19 protein-coding genes are annotated in these 16,136 nt (G+C 70.6%); 11 read left to right on the top strand and 8 right to left on the bottom strand.

What is annotated here, in order from left to right:
• Nucleotides 1-864 (bottom strand): carboxypeptidase-like regulatory domain-containing protein (locus VM681_03960; protein ID HVL87153.1); only part of this gene is annotated, 864 nt, incomplete at its 3' end.
• A 128-nt stretch (nt 865-992) separates the two neighbouring features.
• On the opposite strand from VM681_03960, the gene VM681_03955 reads away from it, so the two are divergent.
• Nucleotides 993-1,349: a MoaD/ThiS family protein gene (locus VM681_03955; protein ID HVL87152.1), complete on the top strand. Its 357-nt coding sequence runs from the start codon at nt 993-995 to the stop codon at nt 1,347-1,349.
• A 171-nt stretch (nt 1,350-1,520) separates the two neighbouring features.
• Here VM681_03955 and VM681_03950 read toward each other — a convergent pair whose 3' ends face one another.
• Nucleotides 1,521-2,477 carry a 4Fe-4S binding protein gene (locus VM681_03950; GenBank protein ID HVL87151.1) on the bottom strand — a complete coding sequence of 319 codons (957 nt, stop codon included), beginning with the start codon at nt 2,475-2,477 and terminating at the stop codon, nt 1,521-1,523.
• A complete protein-coding gene (locus VM681_03945; GenBank protein ID HVL87150.1) occupies nt 2,474-3,634 on the bottom strand; it encodes a helix-turn-helix domain-containing protein in 1,161 nt (386 codons plus the stop codon). The genes VM681_03950 and VM681_03945 overlap by 4 nt, the downstream gene beginning before the upstream one ends.
• Nucleotides 3,635-3,835: 201 nt before the next feature.
• Here VM681_03945 and VM681_03940 point away from each other — a divergent pair, with 201 nt between their 5' ends.
• On the top strand, nt 3,836-4,069 hold the full coding sequence (locus tag VM681_03940; GenBank protein ID HVL87149.1) for a hypothetical protein: 234 nt from the start codon (nt 3,836-3,838) through the stop codon (nt 4,067-4,069).
• Nucleotides 4,070-4,105: 36 nt separating this feature from the next.
• Here the strand turns inward: VM681_03940 and VM681_03935 are convergent, their stop codons facing one another.
• Entirely contained in the window at nt 4,106-4,645 is a 540-nt protein-coding gene (locus tag VM681_03935; protein HVL87148.1) for a response regulator, read from the bottom strand.
• Between the two features lie 182 nt (nt 4,646-4,827).
• Between VM681_03935 and VM681_03930 the strand changes: the two genes are divergently transcribed.
• Both VM681_03930 and VM681_03925 read left to right on the top strand, forming a co-directional pair.
• On the top strand, nt 4,828-4,968 hold the full coding sequence (locus tag VM681_03930; GenBank protein ID HVL87147.1) for a hypothetical protein: 141 nt from the start codon (nt 4,828-4,830) through the stop codon (nt 4,966-4,968).
• Nucleotides 4,969-5,098: 130 nt separating this feature from the next.
• Nucleotides 5,099-5,473 carry a hypothetical protein gene (locus tag VM681_03925; GenBank protein ID HVL87146.1) on the top strand — a complete coding sequence of 125 codons (375 nt, stop codon included), beginning with the start codon at nt 5,099-5,101 and terminating at the stop codon, nt 5,471-5,473.
• On the opposite strand, the gene VM681_03920 is transcribed toward VM681_03925, so the two are convergent.
• The 3 genes from VM681_03920 to VM681_03910 form a co-directional block, all read right to left on the bottom strand.
• Nucleotides 5,456-5,935: a response regulator gene (locus VM681_03920; protein ID HVL87145.1), complete on the bottom strand. Its 480-nt coding sequence runs from the start codon at nt 5,933-5,935 to the stop codon at nt 5,456-5,458. The two genes, VM681_03925 and VM681_03920, sit on opposite strands and share 18 nt — an antisense overlap.
• A gap of 250 nt (nt 5,936-6,185) precedes the next feature.
• Nucleotides 6,186-7,073, bottom strand: a complete 888-nt coding sequence (locus VM681_03915) for a helix-turn-helix domain-containing protein (GenBank protein ID HVL87144.1) — start codon at nt 7,071-7,073, stop codon at nt 6,186-6,188.
• 4 nt (nt 7,074-7,077) lie between these two features.
• Nucleotides 7,078-7,554, bottom strand: a complete 477-nt coding sequence (locus VM681_03910; GenBank protein HVL87143.1) for a response regulator — start codon at nt 7,552-7,554, stop codon at nt 7,078-7,080.
• 175 nt (nt 7,555-7,729) lie between these two features.
• On the opposite strand from VM681_03910, the gene VM681_03905 reads away from it, so the two are divergent.
• The 7 genes from VM681_03905 to VM681_03875 all read left to right on the top strand — a co-directional run bounded on the left by VM681_03905 (nt 7,730) and on the right by VM681_03875 (nt 15,706).
• A complete protein-coding gene (locus VM681_03905) occupies nt 7,730-8,341 on the top strand; it encodes a response regulator (protein HVL87142.1) in 612 nt (203 codons plus the stop codon).
• Between the two features lie 25 nt (nt 8,342-8,366).
• A complete protein-coding gene (locus VM681_03900; protein ID HVL87141.1) occupies nt 8,367-10,541 on the top strand; it encodes an ATP-binding protein in 2,175 nt (724 codons plus the stop codon).
• Nucleotides 10,538-12,061 (top strand): phosphatase PAP2 family protein, encoded by a 1,524-nt coding sequence (locus tag VM681_03895; protein ID HVL87140.1) that lies wholly within the window; start codon nt 10,538-10,540, stop codon nt 12,059-12,061. Before VM681_03900 ends, VM681_03895 begins: the two co-directional genes overlap by 4 nt.
• A 321-nt stretch (nt 12,062-12,382) precedes the next feature.
• The gene (locus VM681_03890; protein ID HVL87139.1) at nt 12,383-13,384 is read left to right on the top strand and encodes a hypothetical protein; all 1,002 of its coding nucleotides are present in this window, start codon (nt 12,383-12,385) and stop codon (nt 13,382-13,384) included.
• A 15-nt stretch (nt 13,385-13,399) separates the two neighbouring features.
• Nucleotides 13,400-14,386, top strand: coding sequence for a hypothetical protein (locus VM681_03885; protein HVL87138.1), 987 nt, complete (start codon nt 13,400-13,402; stop codon nt 14,384-14,386).
• Between the two features lie 603 nt (nt 14,387-14,989).
• On the top strand, nt 14,990-15,214 hold the full coding sequence (locus VM681_03880) for a hypothetical protein (GenBank protein HVL87137.1): 225 nt from the start codon (nt 14,990-14,992) through the stop codon (nt 15,212-15,214).
• A 138-nt stretch (nt 15,215-15,352) separates the two neighbouring features.
• Nucleotides 15,353-15,706 carry a hypothetical protein gene (locus tag VM681_03875; GenBank protein HVL87136.1) on the top strand — a complete coding sequence of 118 codons (354 nt, stop codon included), beginning with the start codon at nt 15,353-15,355 and terminating at the stop codon, nt 15,704-15,706.
• An 89-nt stretch (nt 15,707-15,795) separates the two neighbouring features.
• Here the strand turns inward: VM681_03875 and VM681_03870 are convergent.
• On the bottom strand, nt 15,796-16,136 hold a 341-nt coding region (locus VM681_03870; GenBank protein HVL87135.1), incomplete at its 5' end, for an aldehyde ferredoxin oxidoreductase C-terminal domain-containing protein.

Genomic DNA, 16,136 nt, shown 5'->3' with positions numbered 1-16,136 from the left:
GTACTGGGCGATCACGAGGTAGTGGCCCTCGGGGGCGCGTTCGCCGCCGAAGACGCGGCCGTCCCAGAAGAGCCGGAGGCTCCCCTCGGTCGCCGCGCCCTCCTCGCCGATGGCAAATTCGTGCACGATGCGCGTGTTGTGGGGCTGGTGCGGGCACTGGTACATGCGGCCCGTGCTCTCGTCGTAGCAATCGGCGTGGTAGTACGGGCGCTGGCATTCGAGCGCCTGGCAGTAGGCCATCTCGTCGCGCTCGACTCTCTCGACGCGGACGAAGAGCTGACCGCGCTCGAAGGCTTGCCACCGGACGTGCACGAGGACGCCGTCGCGCTCCGTCGCAGTCTCGAGGTGGATGCGGCCCTGCGGGACGCACGAGGCGGCCGTGTTGTCGTACGCGCGCGGACAGCATTGGCCGTTCGCGTCGTACCGCTCGCAGGGCGGCGGAGGCGGCGGGCAGGCCGGGCGCGCCGAGTCGCCGTAGATGGGCTGGGCGCGCGCGTCGCCGTCGCGGGCGGCCTCGAGGCCGAGGCGGATGCGGGTGATCTCGTCCGCGGCGACGAACACGTCGGTGCGCGCGTCGTGGTATCCGCGGGCGCTTGCGAGGACCATGTAGCGGCCCTGCGGCGCGCGCGTGTACGCGACGCCGTCGGCGTCCGTGGACATCACGAGGCTCGCGTGGTCCCCGTAGAGCCCGACGCGGGCGTTGGCGATGGGCTCGGCGGTGAAAGCGTCGAGCACTTGGACCTGCAAGCCGCCCATGGCGGGGCGGCACGATTCGGCGGTCTCCTGGCTTTGCGCCTGCGCGAGAAGTCCCATGGGGACCGTCGCGAGCAGGAGCGCGCCAATGAGGATCGGAGTTTTGCGCATGGTTCTCCCGGACACCGGATCGCGTTCCCCGGGGGGATATGGCTATTGGACCGTGGCTCGAAAATCTAGACCAGGCATGAAACGCCGCGCGCGGCAGGTAGATAAAGCGCGCGCGGGGATGCGGGTGCGTGCGCGTCCGCTTCCGGTTCGTGCGGCCCTTCCGCGACGCGGTGGGCCAAAGCGAGGTCGCCCTCGACGTGGGCTCGCCGCGGCTCGTGGACGTGCTGCGGGAGCTCGTCGCCCGCTACCCAGGCCTCGCCGAGCATCTGTACGAGGACGGCGAGCTTTCGTCCTACGTCAACGTCTACGTGAACGGAGCGCCGATCGAGATCGGGCGCGCGCGCGAAACCGCCGTCGGGGCGGACGACGAGATCCTGTTCCTCCTCCCGCTCACGGGCGGTTCGGGCACAGGCCTTAACTTCTGGAACCGGCTTATATTGCGTAAGTACTATAATGCGGGCCATTTGAACCGGTTCGATCGTTAGAAACCTATGCGATGGGGAGCGCCGCGTATTGGCTCACCGACCGATGCCCATTCTGCGGCTTTGGCCGAGTCACGCCCATCTTCCGCGGCCTCATGTGCGTAAGCTGCCGCAGGAAATGGGACCCCGTCACCCGGGCCGTGATCCCGGACGACTACGCGGGAATGTAAGCCCCTACCGCACGAGGAAATACCGCTTTCCGCCCGCGTCGGCGACGAATCCCTTTCGCTCCATCTCGAGGAGCGAGAACGCGACGATCGTGTGCGTGAGCTTGAGGCCGGTGGCCAGAAGGTCGTCCGTCGTCATGGCGCGCGCGGCCTCGCGCACGCCTGCGCGCTCGAGCGCGCGGTGCACGCGGCTCTCGATGTCCGAGAGGCCGGCGACGGGCGCGACCTCGTCCACGCCCTTGAGCGTCGGCAGGAGCGCTTCCGCGCGCGAGCGCTCCTCGCGCAGGCCGGCCGTCTCGACGACGGAACCCCGGCCCAGGTACGGCTTGCCCGAGGCGGCGGCCTCGTCGGCCGGGCTTGGGAGCTTTGCCACTTCCTTTGGCGCGGCGAAAACGACGCCGGCGGCCTTGGCGCGTTCGCGCTCGGCCTTGAGCTGGTCCTTCGTGAGGACGAGCTGCTCGTGGACGGTCGGGATGCGCTCGCGGGCGCCCCGCTCGCGGTCGACCTCGCGCTCGTTGGAGGAGTCCTCAAAGCGGATCGCGTCCGTCGGGCAGAACTTCACGCACTGCGGGTCGCCCGAGCAGAGGTCGCACTTGACGACCTCCGCGTTCTCGAAGGAGATGGCGTCGTACTCGCACTTGATCGCGCAGATGCCGCAGGAGATGCACCGCTCGTCGAGGAGGTCGACGCTTCCCACCCGCGCGTTCCACACGAGCGCGTCGGTGGGGCAGAACTTCATGCACGTCTTGTCCTCGCACTGGATGCAGAAGTTCGGGAACTCGAAGCCCCCTTCCTTGCGCACGATGCGGATGGCCGTCTTCGTCTTGGAAAGGACGCCGTACTTGTTGAGGCTGCACGCGTAGGAGCAGAGGTGGCAGCCCACGCACAGCTCGGGGTACACGAAGAGCTGCTTGGGCCGATCGGTCACGTCGATCCGGAACGTGGCCATGGCCTTCTGGGTCATCGGGCGGAGTAGGAGGGGCTCGCCTTTAAGGTTTGTCGGGTTGCCCCCGCGGCGCCGGGCAATCCGGCCGCCCGCAGCTTTGCGATGCGCTTGCTCACGGCGCCTTTTGTAAGCCCAAGCTCGCGCGCCAGATCGACGACGCGGACGGTCGGGTCTGCGATCCGGCGTTCGACGAGAAACCGGTTCGTGCCGTCGGCAAGGAGAAGCGCCCGCCGGCGCTCGTCGGCCGAGTATCGGCCGTGGTTCTCGAACAAACCCGTGACCGCGCCGTTGCGGTGCGCCGTGAGGAGCCCGGCCCGCAGGAGCGCGCGCACGTGCCATTCGACGGTCGTGTAGTGGACGCCGTGCGAGCGAGCAAGCTCCGCGCGCGTCGTTCCCGGCCGCGCGACGACGGCCGCAAGGAGCGCGCTTCGCAGCGGGTGATCGAGCACCTGCTCGCGGGACAAGCGCGCGTAGAGCGCAAGGAGCGGGGCAAGCGCGGCCGCAAGCACGCCGGCGAGCAGGGCCGGCCACGCGAGAGAGGGAGGGACGACGACGTCGGCGCCGGCCCGTCGCACGCTCGCCTCGGCCGCAGGCGCCTGGGCGCGGGCGGCCGCAAAGACGCCCGACGCCGGGGCCAGGCCCACGGTCGGGCCCTCGCGCGCGGCGGCCCGATGCGGCGGGGCACCGGACGAAGCGGCTTCGCCGACGGAGAACGCGGGGCGCGCGCCGTCGGCCGGCGACCGGGCGGGAGCGAGCGAGGGCACGTCGGGAAGCTCCGGCTGCGGCACTTCGGGCACGAGCCCTTCGAGGGAAAGCTGCGGCGCCGCCGCTTCGGGAAGCGCGGGCTCGAACGAGGCATCGGGCGCGCCGCGCAAGACCGCCTCGCCGTCCTCGAGGAGGCGCTCCCGCGCCTCTCCGGCCAATTCCGCGCGCGCCTCAAGCTCGCTCCTTGCCTCGTCCCGCGTGTCCGCCGCATGCTGCGCGGCCTTGCGCTCGCAACCGGGGTGGCACGCAAGCGCCTGCTGCTTGGCCCACGCCAAGTGCGCGCAGACGGCCGGCGGGAGTCCGGGCGCGTCGGCCTCCCGGCAGGGCTGCGTGGGATCCACGGGCGGCTCGTCGGCCATGGACGCCAACGCCGAGCCCGCGGAGGCCACAAGCGCCAGCACGAACCACACGCGGCGGGTCAAGGCTCTCGCGGGAAAAACCTCCGTGGTCGCGCTTAAGCTTTCTGCGGACGTCCTAGGCGCACGCGTCGCCGGTTTCCCGCGCTTCGGAGAAGGCTCAAGCGAGGCTCGCGTCCGGTTTCCAGCCCCTCGGACAAAGCGCATGCCGCCTCCGGACGTGGCTTTCTTGCCCTTGCGGGCGGAGAAGAAACCATGAACAAGACTCTGTGGATGAGCGCGCTTGCGCTTGCGATGGTTGCGACGATGGCCCCGACGATCCCGGCGCTGCACTACGATCCCTGCGCTCTCGAGGTGATCGCCGACGGCGACAGCCCCGTGCTTGGCCCGCTTGGGAAACCGATCCACCTCTGCGCTCCCGGCGACCCGCGCTGGTGTCTGCCGGTCGAGCCCGAGCGCCTGGACCCGCTGTGCGCCGTGTCGCCCTAGGCCGGTCGCGCGGGATGGGCGCGCAGGCGGGCGCCTTCAAGGCGTGTCGAGGTGCGGCCGCGGCGCGGCGCCGAACCGCACGCCGACGCTGCGCGGATCCGGAGACGCCGCCTCCAGCTCGCCCGCCTCCCGGGCAAGCGTCCGGATCGTGCGTCCCCTTCCCTCCAGGAAGTCCACGACGATGAGGAACAGCTCGACGGGGTCGAAGGGCTTCTGCAGGTACGCCTCCACGCCCGCCTCGCGCAGGCGCGGCAGCGGGGCCGGGATCTCGTTGTACCCGGTCACGAGCACGCGGCGCCCGCCCGGATTCCGCTCCCGCGCCGCGGTCAGGATGGCCGCGCCGTCGGCGCCGGGCATGCGGAAGTCCGAGACGACAAGGTCAAAGGGCCGCGCGTGGGCAAGCGCGAGGGCCTGCCGCGCGTCCGACGCGATAGTCGCGCGGAGGGGCAGGTGCCGCGCGTGCCGCAGGAGGCGCTCGTAGAAGCGGCAGATCTCCGGCTCGTCGTCGACGAACAGGGCCTCGCGGACGCGGTCGACGGGAGCCTCGGAACGCCGTTCGACGACGATGGGGTTCATGAGGGGAGGTCGTCGCCCATCGCACTTCAGGAGCGGCTGTCCGGACCGGACCGGACGCGCCCGCCTCGAGGGTCTGCCCAGACGAAGACGCCCCTGGGCGTCGCCGCGGGGGCCTGCCTCCGTTTCGACGCTTCGTCCAGAAACCCCTTATCCCCCGCCGGCCACTGGAAATCTCGGAAAGCATGGCCGAAAGCCTCCTTGCGACCGCCCCGCGCTTTGTCGCCACCCTCTATCGGACTGCCCTTGTCACCTGGCTTGGCGCGGTCGCCGTCTTGCTTCTTGCCGTGCTTCTCCAGGCCGTCGGCGCGCCCCCCGCCGCCTGACGCAAGCCATGCGGGAACCGCGGGCCCGATCAACCCCCTCTCCGACGGGCCCGCGGTTTCCGGCGTGGGCAGACGTGTGCAACAAGCCGCTTATAAGCGGCAAGCCTGTCCTCGAAGCGGAGGTAGTCCCGTGAACCCAACCGTCCGCGACGAGGAGCTGCGCGAGGCCCTCGCCCGCGGGCACCTTCGCGCGCTTGTCGCAAGCCTTCCCGACGCGAACGCCTGCGACAACGGCCTTTGCGTCGACCGCGCGCCCGCGCCTTCCGTGCGCTTCGACGGGAAGGCGAGAATGTCGCTTCTTCGCGTCTACAGCAAGACCGCGGGCCGCGCGCGGCTCGTGGGGCAGGTGCACGTTGTGGCGCCCGGCACGGACCGGGAGACGTGGACCTTCCACTACCTCGCGCACAACCCCTTCTTCGTCGCCCCGACGGAGATGAGCGATCGCAAGGCCTGGTGGTCGGCCGTCCTCGCCGGGCACCTTGCGGCCTCAGGCCTCGCCAACTGAGGGCGAGGGCTGGATCGCAAGCGACCGTTCCGCCTCTCGGGCCTTGGTGCGCCAGGACCGCAGCGACGCCTCGTCGAAGCTCAGCAGGCCGTTCAGGAGCTCCACCACCTCGGACGTGCGCGGCGGCTTCTGGAGGATGGCGTCGATGCGCGCGGCCTGGAACCGCTCCACCGTGGCCGGCAGCTCGTTGTAGCCCGTCATGAGGACGCGCAGCCCCGAGCCGTGTGCTGCCGCCACGGCCAAGACCTCAAGGCCGTCGACCTCGCGCATGCGGAAGTCGCTGATGACAAGGTCAAACGGCCGCGTTCGCAGCAGGTCGAGCGCCCTTGCGCTGTTGATCTCCGTGACGGACTGGAGATCGAACCGGCGGAGCCGACGGAGGACCGATTGGAAGTACGCGCAGATCTCCGGCAGGTCGTCCACCACAAGGACCGTCCGGGAGGGTGCCTGGCCGTCGGGCATGCTGCGCACCGACGAGGTGGGACTCAAGAACGCGAGGTCGGACGGGGCGGCAATCCCCCGCGACGCCGCCGGAGGACGAGCAAGCGGCGCGTTGGCAGAGGTCCGGGTGAGGGGTCGCCCATGCCCGCTTGTGCATCCGTTGTCCTCCGGCGGCGAGGCGAGGTCGTTCATCGCGATGGCGCGCGCACCCCTTCGCGAGGGCTCGAACGCTGGGCGCGCGCGATCCGCCGGGCCCGTCGTTTCCGATTCCTCAAACAAGGCTCGCACCTTCCCGCTTCGTTTCGCGTCGCATGGTCTCCTCTCGCGCGGGGCTATTAGGCTCCGCGTTGTCCGCCGGCCGACAGACGCCCGCCGCTTGGATCCCCCGGGCCAAGCGGAGGCACTCCAGGAGGAGCCGCTGGTCCCGCGCGAGGGACGGGTCGCGTGCGTAGAAGGCGAAATCCCGGCCCAGGCGGGCGTGCGCGTCGTCGGGAACGGGATGGTTGACGAGCACGTGCGCGTCGTCGACCACGAGCACCTCGCACGCAAGCGTCGCCTCGGCGAGGCAAAGACCGGAGGCGAGCGCCGCCGGCAGGCGCTCCAGGCCGGCCGTGGCCGCGGCATGCGGGAGCACGACCTCGAAGGCGAGCGAGGGATCGCGCTCGGCCGCGGCGGCAAGCCGCAGGAGGAGCCGCTCGCTTCCGCCCGCGCTGGCCGCGGCCACGACGCGCTCCTTTGCCGATCCGAGCAGGCGGTCGATCTCGCGCGCCACGGCCCGTCGACCGAGCAGGATGCGCGACGTGCTGCCGCCGGAATCCGCCTCCTGGGTCTGCGCGGGCACGAAGACGGCTTCGGCAAACGGGCGGCGGCCCTGCAGCTCGCGGATGGTTTCGGCGCACTCCTCGATGCGGGTGTCGAGGAACTCGGACACCGGACGCGCCCGGAATTGGCGCACGCGGCCGGGAAGGATCTCGATGAGGCCCTTGCCGTGGAGCGATTCGAGCGTCTCGTAGGCGCGGTTGCGCGGCAGCCTGGACGCCTTTGCGACGAGACCCGCCGGCAGGCTGCCGTGGTCGAGCAGCGCAAGGAACACGCCTGCCTCGGCGTCGGACAGGCCCAGGCCGATGAGGGCGCTCAAACGATCGACGGCGTGTCGCATCGCGTCAACCTTCCGCGCGCGCGTTCGTCCCGGCGCTTGCCGGGCGGAGCCGTTCGAATTCCCTCGCGCCGCTCCGAAGGCCGAAGATCCGCTCGCGGTCGCCGTGCAGGAGGCCGTGGAGCAGCGCGCGCAGGTCGTCGGGTCGGAAGGGCTTGAGAAGGTAAGCGTCCACGGACGCTCCGAGGATGTCGTCCGCGGTCGCGGGCAGCTCGGGGTAAGCCGTCATGAGGACGCGGAAGCACCGCGGGTTTGCGCGTCGGGCCTCCTGCAGGAGGGCCAACCCGTCGTAGAAAGGCATGCGGTAGTCGGTGACGACCACGTCGAAGCGCTCCTCCCGGATGCGTTTCAAGGCCCGCTGCGCGTCGGCTTCGACGACGACCTCGCCCGCAAGGCCGCCCCGGCCGGCAAGGACGCGCTGCAGCAGGATGCCGATCTCCGCCATGTCGTCGACGACAAGGACGCGCGGCAAGGTCGAATCCATAAGGGCCCCTCCTTTCTTTGCGCGCATCCGAAGCTAAGGCTTCGCAAGCGGCTGGTTGCGTCCGCAGGCTTCCGGACGCCCGCTCCCGGCCCGGGCGGTGTCCGCCATCACTGCAGGTGTCCGCCGGGAAACGGGCAGCAGACGTATCTAGGGAATTTCGTCCCACGCCAAACACATGGACGCTCGGTGGCGGCGCGATCGAAGGCTCCCGACGGCGATCCTCGTTTCGCGTCCGGGCGACGGTGGCCTGCCGTCCGGCGCGATGCCGGGCGGCGGCTCCGGCAACCCGTCGGGGGAAGGTGTCCCCCCGTGCCTTGGCACCCCGGCCGGCGGGGCGCCCCGTCCGGCTCCTTGCCTGCGCGTGCTCGTGGTGGACGACGAGCCTCTCATCCGGGGGCTTCTGGCGCAGACGCTTGCCCGGTTGCCCCTTCCGTCGCCGGTCGTCGTCGAGACTGCCGCAAGCGCGGAGGAGGCGCTCGGGAAGATCGAGGATCGGTCGTTTGACGCGGTGGTGAGCGACTTGCGTCTGGACGGCGCCGACGGGATCGAGCTTCTGGCGTACGTGGCGCGACGCCGGCCCGGCGCGGTGCGCGTGCTCCTGTCCGCCTACGCGGCGCCGGAGATCGAGCGTCGCGCCCGGGCGCAGGCCGGCGTGGCCGCGCTTGTTCCCAAGCCGTGGTCGACGGCCGAGCTTCTGCGAATCTTCCGAATGCTCCTTTCCCGGGAGGAGCGCGACGGGGACCCGGGCGCTCCTGTCCGCGGCCGGCCGGACAGCGCACGTATTTGAGGGAACGTTCGCCGGGAAAAAGCGGATGCGTCTCAAGTCCCAGCTCCTCGTGTTCGTCGTGGCCATGGCGGCGCTTGGCGTCTCCGGATCCATCGTCGTCGCGCAGACGATGGGCGCCACGATCGAGGCCCAATCCCTCTCGCTGTCCCGGGCCGGGGCCGTGCTCGCAGGCGCCGAGCGTCTGGAGGCGCGGGCCGCCGAGGAGAGCGTGCACCTCCTTGGCTACCTGCAAGGGGTCTCGACGCCCGCGCAGCTGAAGGCCGCCCGCGACGACTTCCAGAGCGACGTCCTCGACTTGCTTTCCGTGGCGGGGGCCGACGAGGACCTGCGCGATCGGCTGCTGGGCGTTCGGGCGGTGGAGGGTCACCTCTTCGCGCTGGACGATGGTCGTCCCCTGTTCGAGCTTCTGGAAACGCGCTCCCTTGCGCGCGAGGAGGCGCTCCGGCTCAACGCCCTCTCCCGCCTCGTCCTGGCCGAGATGCGGATGCGCTCCCCGCTCGACGACGACGTGCAGCGAGACCTTCTGCTCATCGGCAACGACGTCGAGCGGGAGCGCGTCACGCTGCTGGAGTTCGAGCCCGGGCTGCGGCAAGGCACGAGCGACGGCGCCCTTCGCGCGTGGGCCAAGCGCCTCAACCAGGAGATCTTCGACGGCGCGCTTGCCGTGGTGGCCGCCTCGTCCGCGTCGGTCGCGCGGGCGCTGGAGGAGATCGCGCGCGAACGGCCGGAGTTTGCGTACGATGCCTGGCAGGTGCGACACGACCTCGCGGTCGCGGCGGCCCGCCTGGAAGCGGTTCGCCCCACCGACGACCCGGCGGCCACGCGCGCGCTGGCGGCCGACCTCGAGCGCGCCCTTCAGGCGGCCGAGCAGATCGGAGTCACCGTCGCCCGCGCCGACCTTCGGGGTGTGGGCTCGCAACTGTCGACGCCGGGCGCCTTGGCGCTTCTCCTTGCGGCCGAGCAGGGGGCCCACGTCCAGGCGAACCTGTACTTCGATGCCACCGTGCTGCTGCACGAGGTCGCCCGCGGCTCGCTCGCCGAGCGCTCCGCCTCGCTGCGCGCCGCCGCCGCGGAGCTCATCGCCTGGGCCCACGCCAACAACGCGCAAGCGACGGCGGCGGCGCTGCGGGAGGGCGAACGCGCCGCGTGGGCGGGCGCGCTCATCGTGGCGGCAAGCTTTGGAGGCATCCTCGTGGGCGCCGCGCTTCTGGCCCGTCGCCTTCTCGAACGCATCGGCTCCTTTGGAGCGGCGGTGCGGACCGTCGCCCGGGGGGACCTCGCAGGCGCCCCTCCCTCGCCGCGAGGGGACGAGTTTGACGACCTCGCCGCGGCCTTCTCACGCATGACGCAGGCGCTGGCCGAGCGCGACCTCGAGATCGCGCGCTCGAACGCCGTGCTCGCCCAGTCGGAGCGGATGGCGACGCTAGGCAGCCTCGTGGCGGGCGTGGCCCACGAGATCAACAACCCCCTCACGTTCGTGCGAGGCAACGAGGAGCTCTCGCTCCTGGACGTGAACGCCGCCCTCGCGGAGCCCTCGGTGGCGGGCAACGAGGCCTTGCGGACGTCGCTCGAAGCGGTCCGCGACGGCCTCGAACGCAGCCTCGATGGCGTGGGGCGCATCGAGCAGATCAATCGGACGCTCAAGACCTTCGCCCGGCCCGCCGCGGGAAAGCACGAGCGGTTCCCCGTCAACGACACGATCGAGGGCGTCCTTCTCATGGCGCACAGCCGTCTGCACCTGCATACGGTCCTGCGCGACTACGAGCGAGTCCCCGACGTGGAGGGGTCGCCCCAGGAGTTCGGGCAGATCGTGCTCAACCTCGTCCTGAACGCCGTGGAAGCCACGCCCCAGGGCGCCACCCTTTGCATCCGGACGCGCGCCCAGGAAGGGCACGTGACCGTCACGGTCTCCGACGACGGCCCGGGCGTGCCGCCGCACCTTGCAGACCAGATCTTTGGAGCCTTCGTGACCGGCAAGCCGACGGGAACGGGCCTGGGGCTTCACATCAGCCGCAAGCTCGCGGAGTCCCGGGGCGGCTCCCTCGTGCTCGAGCCCGCGCCGCGCGGAGCCTCCTTCGCGCTGCGGCTGCCGGCGCGTCCCGTTGCCGCGTCCGAGGCGACTTCGGACAGGGGTTCGACCGGCGAAAGCACGTTGCCCGGCGGCGCAAGCGCCTCCTCCGGCAGCAGGGCGCCCGCATGACGCGCACAAGCGTGGCGGCCGTGGTGGCTTGCCTTGCGCTCGCCGGTTGCTCGGTTCCCGACGCCGAGCGGTCCGACGGCGGACCGGCGCGAGAGGAGCGTCCGCCCTGGGATTCGTCGGTCGCCGCATGGGCGCCATTTGTCGCGCGGAGCGGGATCGCCGCGCCCACGACCCCCTCGCCGGGAAGCTGGGAGGACGACGCGGATCGAAAAGGGCTTGCCGTCGCGCTCACCCAGCGATCGGCCTTGGGACCTCTCATCGCCCGCTGGAACCCCGACCGGGCCACCGAGCCCTGGACGGAGCTTGCGCTTGACATGATCGCCAAGTACAAGCCGTCGCCCCCGGCGGCCTCGCGGGCTCTCGCGCTCGTGCACGTGGCCATGCACGACGCACTCGTCGCCGTCGCGCAGCAGAAGCTTGCGCACGACCGTCTTGCTCCGGCGCTGAAGGACGCGGGCATCGCGCCCCTGGCGCCGCTGGAAGCCCGCTCGTCGTTTCCGAGCGAATACACGGCCGTGGCCGGCGCCGCGGCGGGCGTCCTTCAGAGGCTGTTCCCGGGACAGGGCCTCGAATACTTCCCGCGGCACGCCGAGGACGCCGCGCGCTCGCGGGTGGCCGCCGGCGTCAACTGGCCCTCGGACGTCCAGGCGGGACTTGCGATCGGGCGCGCGGTCGCAGAACAGGTGATGGAGCGGGCGCGGCACGATGGCGCCGGCCTCTCCCCGCCGGCGACCGTGCCCCAGGACATGTGCGCGTGGCAGCCCACGCCTCCATCCTTCATCGACGTTCCCCTCGAGCCGGGGTGGGGCGAGGTGCGGCCTTGGTTCCTTGCGCGGGGCGACCAGGTCCGGCCGGCGCCTCCCCCATCGTGCGACTCGGGCGAGTTCCGGGCGCAGATGTGGGATCTCTACCACGCCCTGCGCAGCCGCACGCCGCGCGAGGACGCGATCGCCTTCTATTGGGCCGACGGGCCCGACACGGTCTCGGCGCCGGGACACTGGAACACGATCGCGCTGCACCTTGCGGCGACGAACGCCCTCTCCACGGCGCAGACGGCACGGATGTTCGCGTACCTCAACGCGGCCCTGCACGACGCGGCCGTGGCCGTGTGGGACGCGAAGTACCACTACTGGACGCTCCGGCCCGTCACGTGGATCCAGCAGCACGTCGACCCCGACTTCCGGACGCCGCTTGTGGCGCCCCCGTTCCCGGCGTACCCCTCCGGGCACGCCGGCTACTCGGGCGCCGCCTCGGCCGTGCTGGCCCACTTCTTGCCCGAGGAATCCGCCTTCGTGCGCGCGCTTGCCTCCGAGGCCGCCCTCTCGCGCTTCTACGCTGGCGTGCACGTGCGCGCGGACAACGAGGTGGGATTGGCCATGGGCGAGCGCGTGGGCGCGCTCGCCGTGGCGGCGGCCGCGGCCGACGGCGGATGGCGCGGCAGCCTGTCGGGCCCCACCGCGATCCGTCTCTACGAGCCGGCGACCACGCCGCGCTGGGCGCCACCGCCTTCGTCCCGGTAGCCGCGCCGCGGGCTCGCCCGCCGCGCGGCGCGTCCGCTTTCCTTCGGACACCGTGACTTGATGTGCCCGCGGCGCCACGGTTGACCGTTCCCGGCGGCGCGGTCGAAAGCCTTTTCCATGGTGACGACAGAAGAGAGCCCGCGCGATCGCCAAGGCCCGCCGCGTGCGGGCGAGGGCGTCGCGCGGGGCGGCGGGGTCGGGGGGCGACTTCTCCGCGTTCCCCTCGCGGCCGATAGGTTCGACGTTTTTTGGTCTTTCTGTTTCCGGCAGAAAGCTACAAATCCCCCCCGCGACAGAGCCCTGGCCGAGGGTGGATTGAACATGACCAAAGGGTTGGACGTGGGGACGATGAACATCACCTGCGCGAAGAAGGCCGACGACCGGATCCGCTTCACGCAGCAACGGAACACCTTCGTCGAGCTTGAGCACAGCGACATCGCCGAGCGCATGCTCGAACGAAGCGACGTGCTGCACATCCGGCACGGCAGCCACGTGTACATCGTGGGCGAGGACGCTCTGAACTTCGCCAACATCTTCAACACGAGCACGAGCCGCCCGATGTCCGCGGGCATCCTCTCGCGCAAGGAGAAGAAGGCCATCCCCATGATCCAGCTCATGGTGGAGCGACTGCTGGGCAAACCCGGTTCGCCCGGCGAGACGTGCTACTTCAACGTCCCGGCAAACCCGGTGGACGACGAGCTCGACACGCTCTACCACCAGAAGACGCTGGGCTCGCTCGTGGAGCGCGCAGGCTACACGCCGCACCCCATCAACGAGGGCATGAGCGTCGTGTACAGCGAGCTTGCCGACCAGAAGTTCACGGGCGTCGGCATCAGCTGGGGCGCGGGCATGACAAACGTCTGCTTCGCCTACTACGCCGTGCCCGTCCTGCAGTTCTCCGTCGCGCGCGGAGGCGACTGGATCGACAAGCAGGCCTCGGTCGCGACGGGCGTGCCCGTGGACAAGGTCACGGCGCGCAAGGAGAAGGGCGTGAACCTCAACTGGGAGAGCAAGATCGGCGACCTCGAGGGGGCCCTCTCGATCTACTACGAGAACCTCATCGACTACGTCGTGAAGAACCTCGCCAAGGAGGCGCGCCGCAAGAACGTCGAGGAGGGCCTCAAGATCCCCGTGGCCATCACGGGCGGAACCTGCCAGCCCAAGGGCTTCGACAAGCTCCTCCTCGAGAAGCTTCGCGGCGCCGACCTTCCCTTCGAGGTGGACCGCGTCATCTGGAGCGACGAGCCCATCTTCAGCGTCGTGCGCGGCGACCTCGTCGCGGCGCTGTCGGAAGACGGCGGCGAGAAGAAGTCCAAGAAGTAGGGCCGTGGTGAGACCATGACCCCGCTTGCGACGCAGCCGCCCACGGGGCACGCCGCGCGCGGCGGCAAGCCGCCGCCGGCGCGCCGCCCCTCCGCGTGGCGACGCTTGTGCGAATGGGCCGGGAGCGAGGACGGAGCCGCCTACAGCGATCGGCGCCTCCACGCCTCGTTCCTCCTCTTCGTGTCCGGCGCGCTCCTCGTGCTCGCCGCCCTGGCGCTTGTCGCGTGGGGCCAGGCCTACCCGGCCGACGCCTCGCAGTCGATGATGCGCTACTGGATGCGGCAAACCGCGGGCATCGCCGGAGGCCTTGGCGTGTGCGCCCTGTTCCTGGGCATGCTCTCGGCGCTCTACACGCGCGCGTACATGCGCTGGCTCGGGCTTGCCGCAAGCGCCACGGCGCTCGCGGGCGTGCTCGGCTTCGCCTACGCCTATCCGTTCGCGTGGGGCGTCCCGGGCCAAACGGACTGGTCGATCCCGGTCTCGCTGGCGCTTGGCGTCTCGCTTGCCGTGCTCATCGGGACCACGTTTGCCGCCGTCGCGAGCAACGTGATCCTGCGGACGCAGGCGCGCGGGCGCCTGCGCGCCGAGCTCGGACGCGAGCCCACCGACGACGAGATCGAGCGCGACATCGACGACGCGCTGCGGCGCTACCGCTTCACCTGGGGCGGGCTTGCCGAAGGGCAGGACGCCTCTCGGGGGCTGCGGATCCGCGACGACCCGCTGCCGCCCGAATGGCAGGCGATGGGCTGGAAGCTCGGCCGCGACGAGGAGCGCGCGGACACCACGGCGCTCGACGCCGCGCACCGCCAGCTCGACGCCTTCCGCGGCGGACGGCTGCGCCACGGCGAGCTTGCGCTTGGCAACCTCGACGCGTCGGCAAACGCGCTGCAGGCGCTGCGGGCCGAGCGGTCGGCCAAGGAGGCCGCGCGTCCGTGGAACCGCTTCAAGGCGTGGCTGCGGAGGCTCTTCGACCGGGCGTTCCACCGGCAGGCGGCGCACTAGGAAAGACGCGGCGCGGAGCGTGTATACGGATGTATACGTGTGTATACATCGCACATACGCCGGGTCGGGGCCTCGCGCACGCGGCTTCGAACTCGCGCAGGTGCCGCGCGATCGCGCGTGGCGCGATCGCGCAACCTGCGCTCGCGTTTGGAGGACTTCGCTGTGCGCGCGCCGCGTGCGCGCGGCGCGCGCAGTCGCTCGTCCTCCAAACGTTCGCCGATCTGCGGATCGGCTCACGCTCCTCGGGACCCTTTGGACGTCCCGCCATCGGTCGGCGCTCTGCCGGAAATGCGGCGCGCCGATCGCCGACGCGTGCGTCGGCGCTCGGGGGTACGGCTGTTACGCGCTGTCCGGCTCGGGCAGCTCGTGCGGTGGCAAGACGTGCGCTTGGTTCCACCCGGCGCGCGAGGCGAACGCCGCCTCGACCGAGGAGGCTGCGGGAACCGCAGCGGGTTGGGGGTGAGGGCGAATCCGCCCTCGCCTCCTTACCGTTCTCGCGTGATCTGGTGTTTTGTCAACACTTGCTGCGCCGGTCGCGCTCAAGAATCAACCCAGTAAGAGCCGAAGCCTCAAGGCGACGACCCGTGAGACGCCCCTTTGGGTGTGGGCATGGTTTCGTGGACCTTGGTCGTCGTAGGAAGCGTGTGCGCATGGGCGCTCCTTGCGCCCAGCGCGCTGGCGTGCTGGCCGGATTGCCTGCCCGTGCAGGCGGATTCGGCCCGTGAACACCGCCCGGCCGAAAAGCCGGGCAACGGCGGAGGCAACGGCAACGGGAACGTCGCCCGGCCGTTGTGCTGGCCGGATTGCGGCAACCTGTTCCCGCCGTAGGCGGCAAAGACCGAAGGGGCTGCGTCAGAGGGCTGCGAGCCAGCCCTCCATTTCTTTTCTTTGGCGGCTGCCAAAGCCGATACTTTCGGTCACGTTCTGTGTGCCGCTTGAAATCGGAGGCGTTGTTGTGGCTCGTCGATGGACGACGCGACCGCGCTGCGGCTCAAGAAGATCGAGCTGAGCTTGCAGGCTGCGGAGCGGACGGCCGCCCTGGAGAGCAATTTCCGGATCGCCGTCATCGCGGTGTTGCTGACGTTTGCGGCAAGCGCCGGGCTTGCCGCCGTGGTGGGACAGTTGCCGATGGTTCCCGCCGGGCTTGCGCAGCTTGCCGCAAGCATCGTTCTTGCTACACAGGTTCGCGCCCTTCGCACGGTTGGCAAGACGATCGAGGCTGCCGCCGGCGAGGCCATGGCATCCATCGATACATTGATAGGAGGGGGAGGTGAACAGCTTCGTGATGTCCAAGCCGACGCCGGAAGAGCTCCGCGCTGAAACGCGGCGACTGCTTCGGATGGTCGAGAGAGTCGCCAATCGGCCGTTCCTCTGGCCGCGGCGGGAGTCCTGAAGGGAAGCTGCCGTCGCTACGCCAACGCCGCCAGCCATCCTTCGATCTCGCTCTTCCGCTCCTTCCCGAGCATCCCGTCCTTCGTCCATCCGCGCAGCGCGTAGTACTCCTCGAGCATCTTCCCGAAGCCTTCGCGCTCGATGCGGTGGCCCGCGGCCATGCGAAGGGGCATGGGGTCGTCGAAGTAGCGCTTGGGCAGCGTGTCGTCGGCGCGCGTGACGCCCTCGCGCGTGTTGAACAGGCGCTCGGCGTCGAGCACGTTCTTGCCGATCTGCACGACGTCCTCGCGGGACAGATCGAGCCCGCAGGTGAGCCGCGCAAGGTCGGCCACGATGGCGAAGTCGACGAGGTGCGGGC

The sequence above is a fragment of the Candidatus Thermoplasmatota archaeon genome, from assembly GCA_035541015.1.
Taxonomy (GTDB): Archaea; Thermoplasmatota; SW-10-69-26; order JACQPN01; family JAIVGT01; genus DATLFM01.
The sequence above is the reverse complement of the archived record's forward strand: the minus strand, read 5'-3'. Positions and strand labels throughout refer to the sequence as shown.

Bases quoted from the DNA above. Each gene is read 5' to 3' on its own strand.
- VM681_03950 (HVL87151.1), bottom strand. From the start codon at position 2,477: ATGACCCAGAAGGCCATGGCCACGTTCCGGATCGACGTGACCGATCGG.
- VM681_03940 (HVL87149.1), top strand. From the start codon at position 3,836: ATGAACAAGACTCTGTGGATGAGCGCGCTTGCGCTTGCGATGGTTGCG.
- VM681_03935 (HVL87148.1), bottom strand. From the start codon at position 4,645: ATGAACCCCATCGTCGTCGAACGGCGTTCCGAGGCTCCCGTCGACCGC.
- VM681_03930 (HVL87147.1), top strand. From the start codon at position 4,828: ATGGCCGAAAGCCTCCTTGCGACCGCCCCGCGCTTTGTCGCCACCCTC.
- VM681_03920 (HVL87145.1), bottom strand. From the start codon at position 5,935: ATGCCCGACGGCCAGGCACCCTCCCGGACGGTCCTTGTGGTGGACGAC.
- VM681_03915 (HVL87144.1), bottom strand. From the start codon at position 7,073: ATGCGACACGCCGTCGATCGTTTGAGCGCCCTCATCGGCCTGGGCCTG.
- VM681_03910 (HVL87143.1), bottom strand. From the start codon at position 7,554: ATGGATTCGACCTTGCCGCGCGTCCTTGTCGTCGACGACATGGCGGAG.
- VM681_03905 (HVL87142.1), top strand. From the start codon at position 7,730: ATGGACGCTCGGTGGCGGCGCGATCGAAGGCTCCCGACGGCGATCCTC.
- VM681_03900 (HVL87141.1), top strand. From the start codon at position 8,367: ATGCGTCTCAAGTCCCAGCTCCTCGTGTTCGTCGTGGCCATGGCGGCG.
- VM681_03895 (HVL87140.1), top strand. From the start codon at position 10,538: ATGACGCGCACAAGCGTGGCGGCCGTGGTGGCTTGCCTTGCGCTCGCC.
- VM681_03890 (HVL87139.1), top strand. From the start codon at position 12,383: ATGACCAAAGGGTTGGACGTGGGGACGATGAACATCACCTGCGCGAAG.
- VM681_03885 (HVL87138.1), top strand. From the start codon at position 13,400: ATGACCCCGCTTGCGACGCAGCCGCCCACGGGGCACGCCGCGCGCGGC.
- VM681_03875 (HVL87136.1), top strand. From the start codon at position 15,353: ATGGACGACGCGACCGCGCTGCGGCTCAAGAAGATCGAGCTGAGCTTG.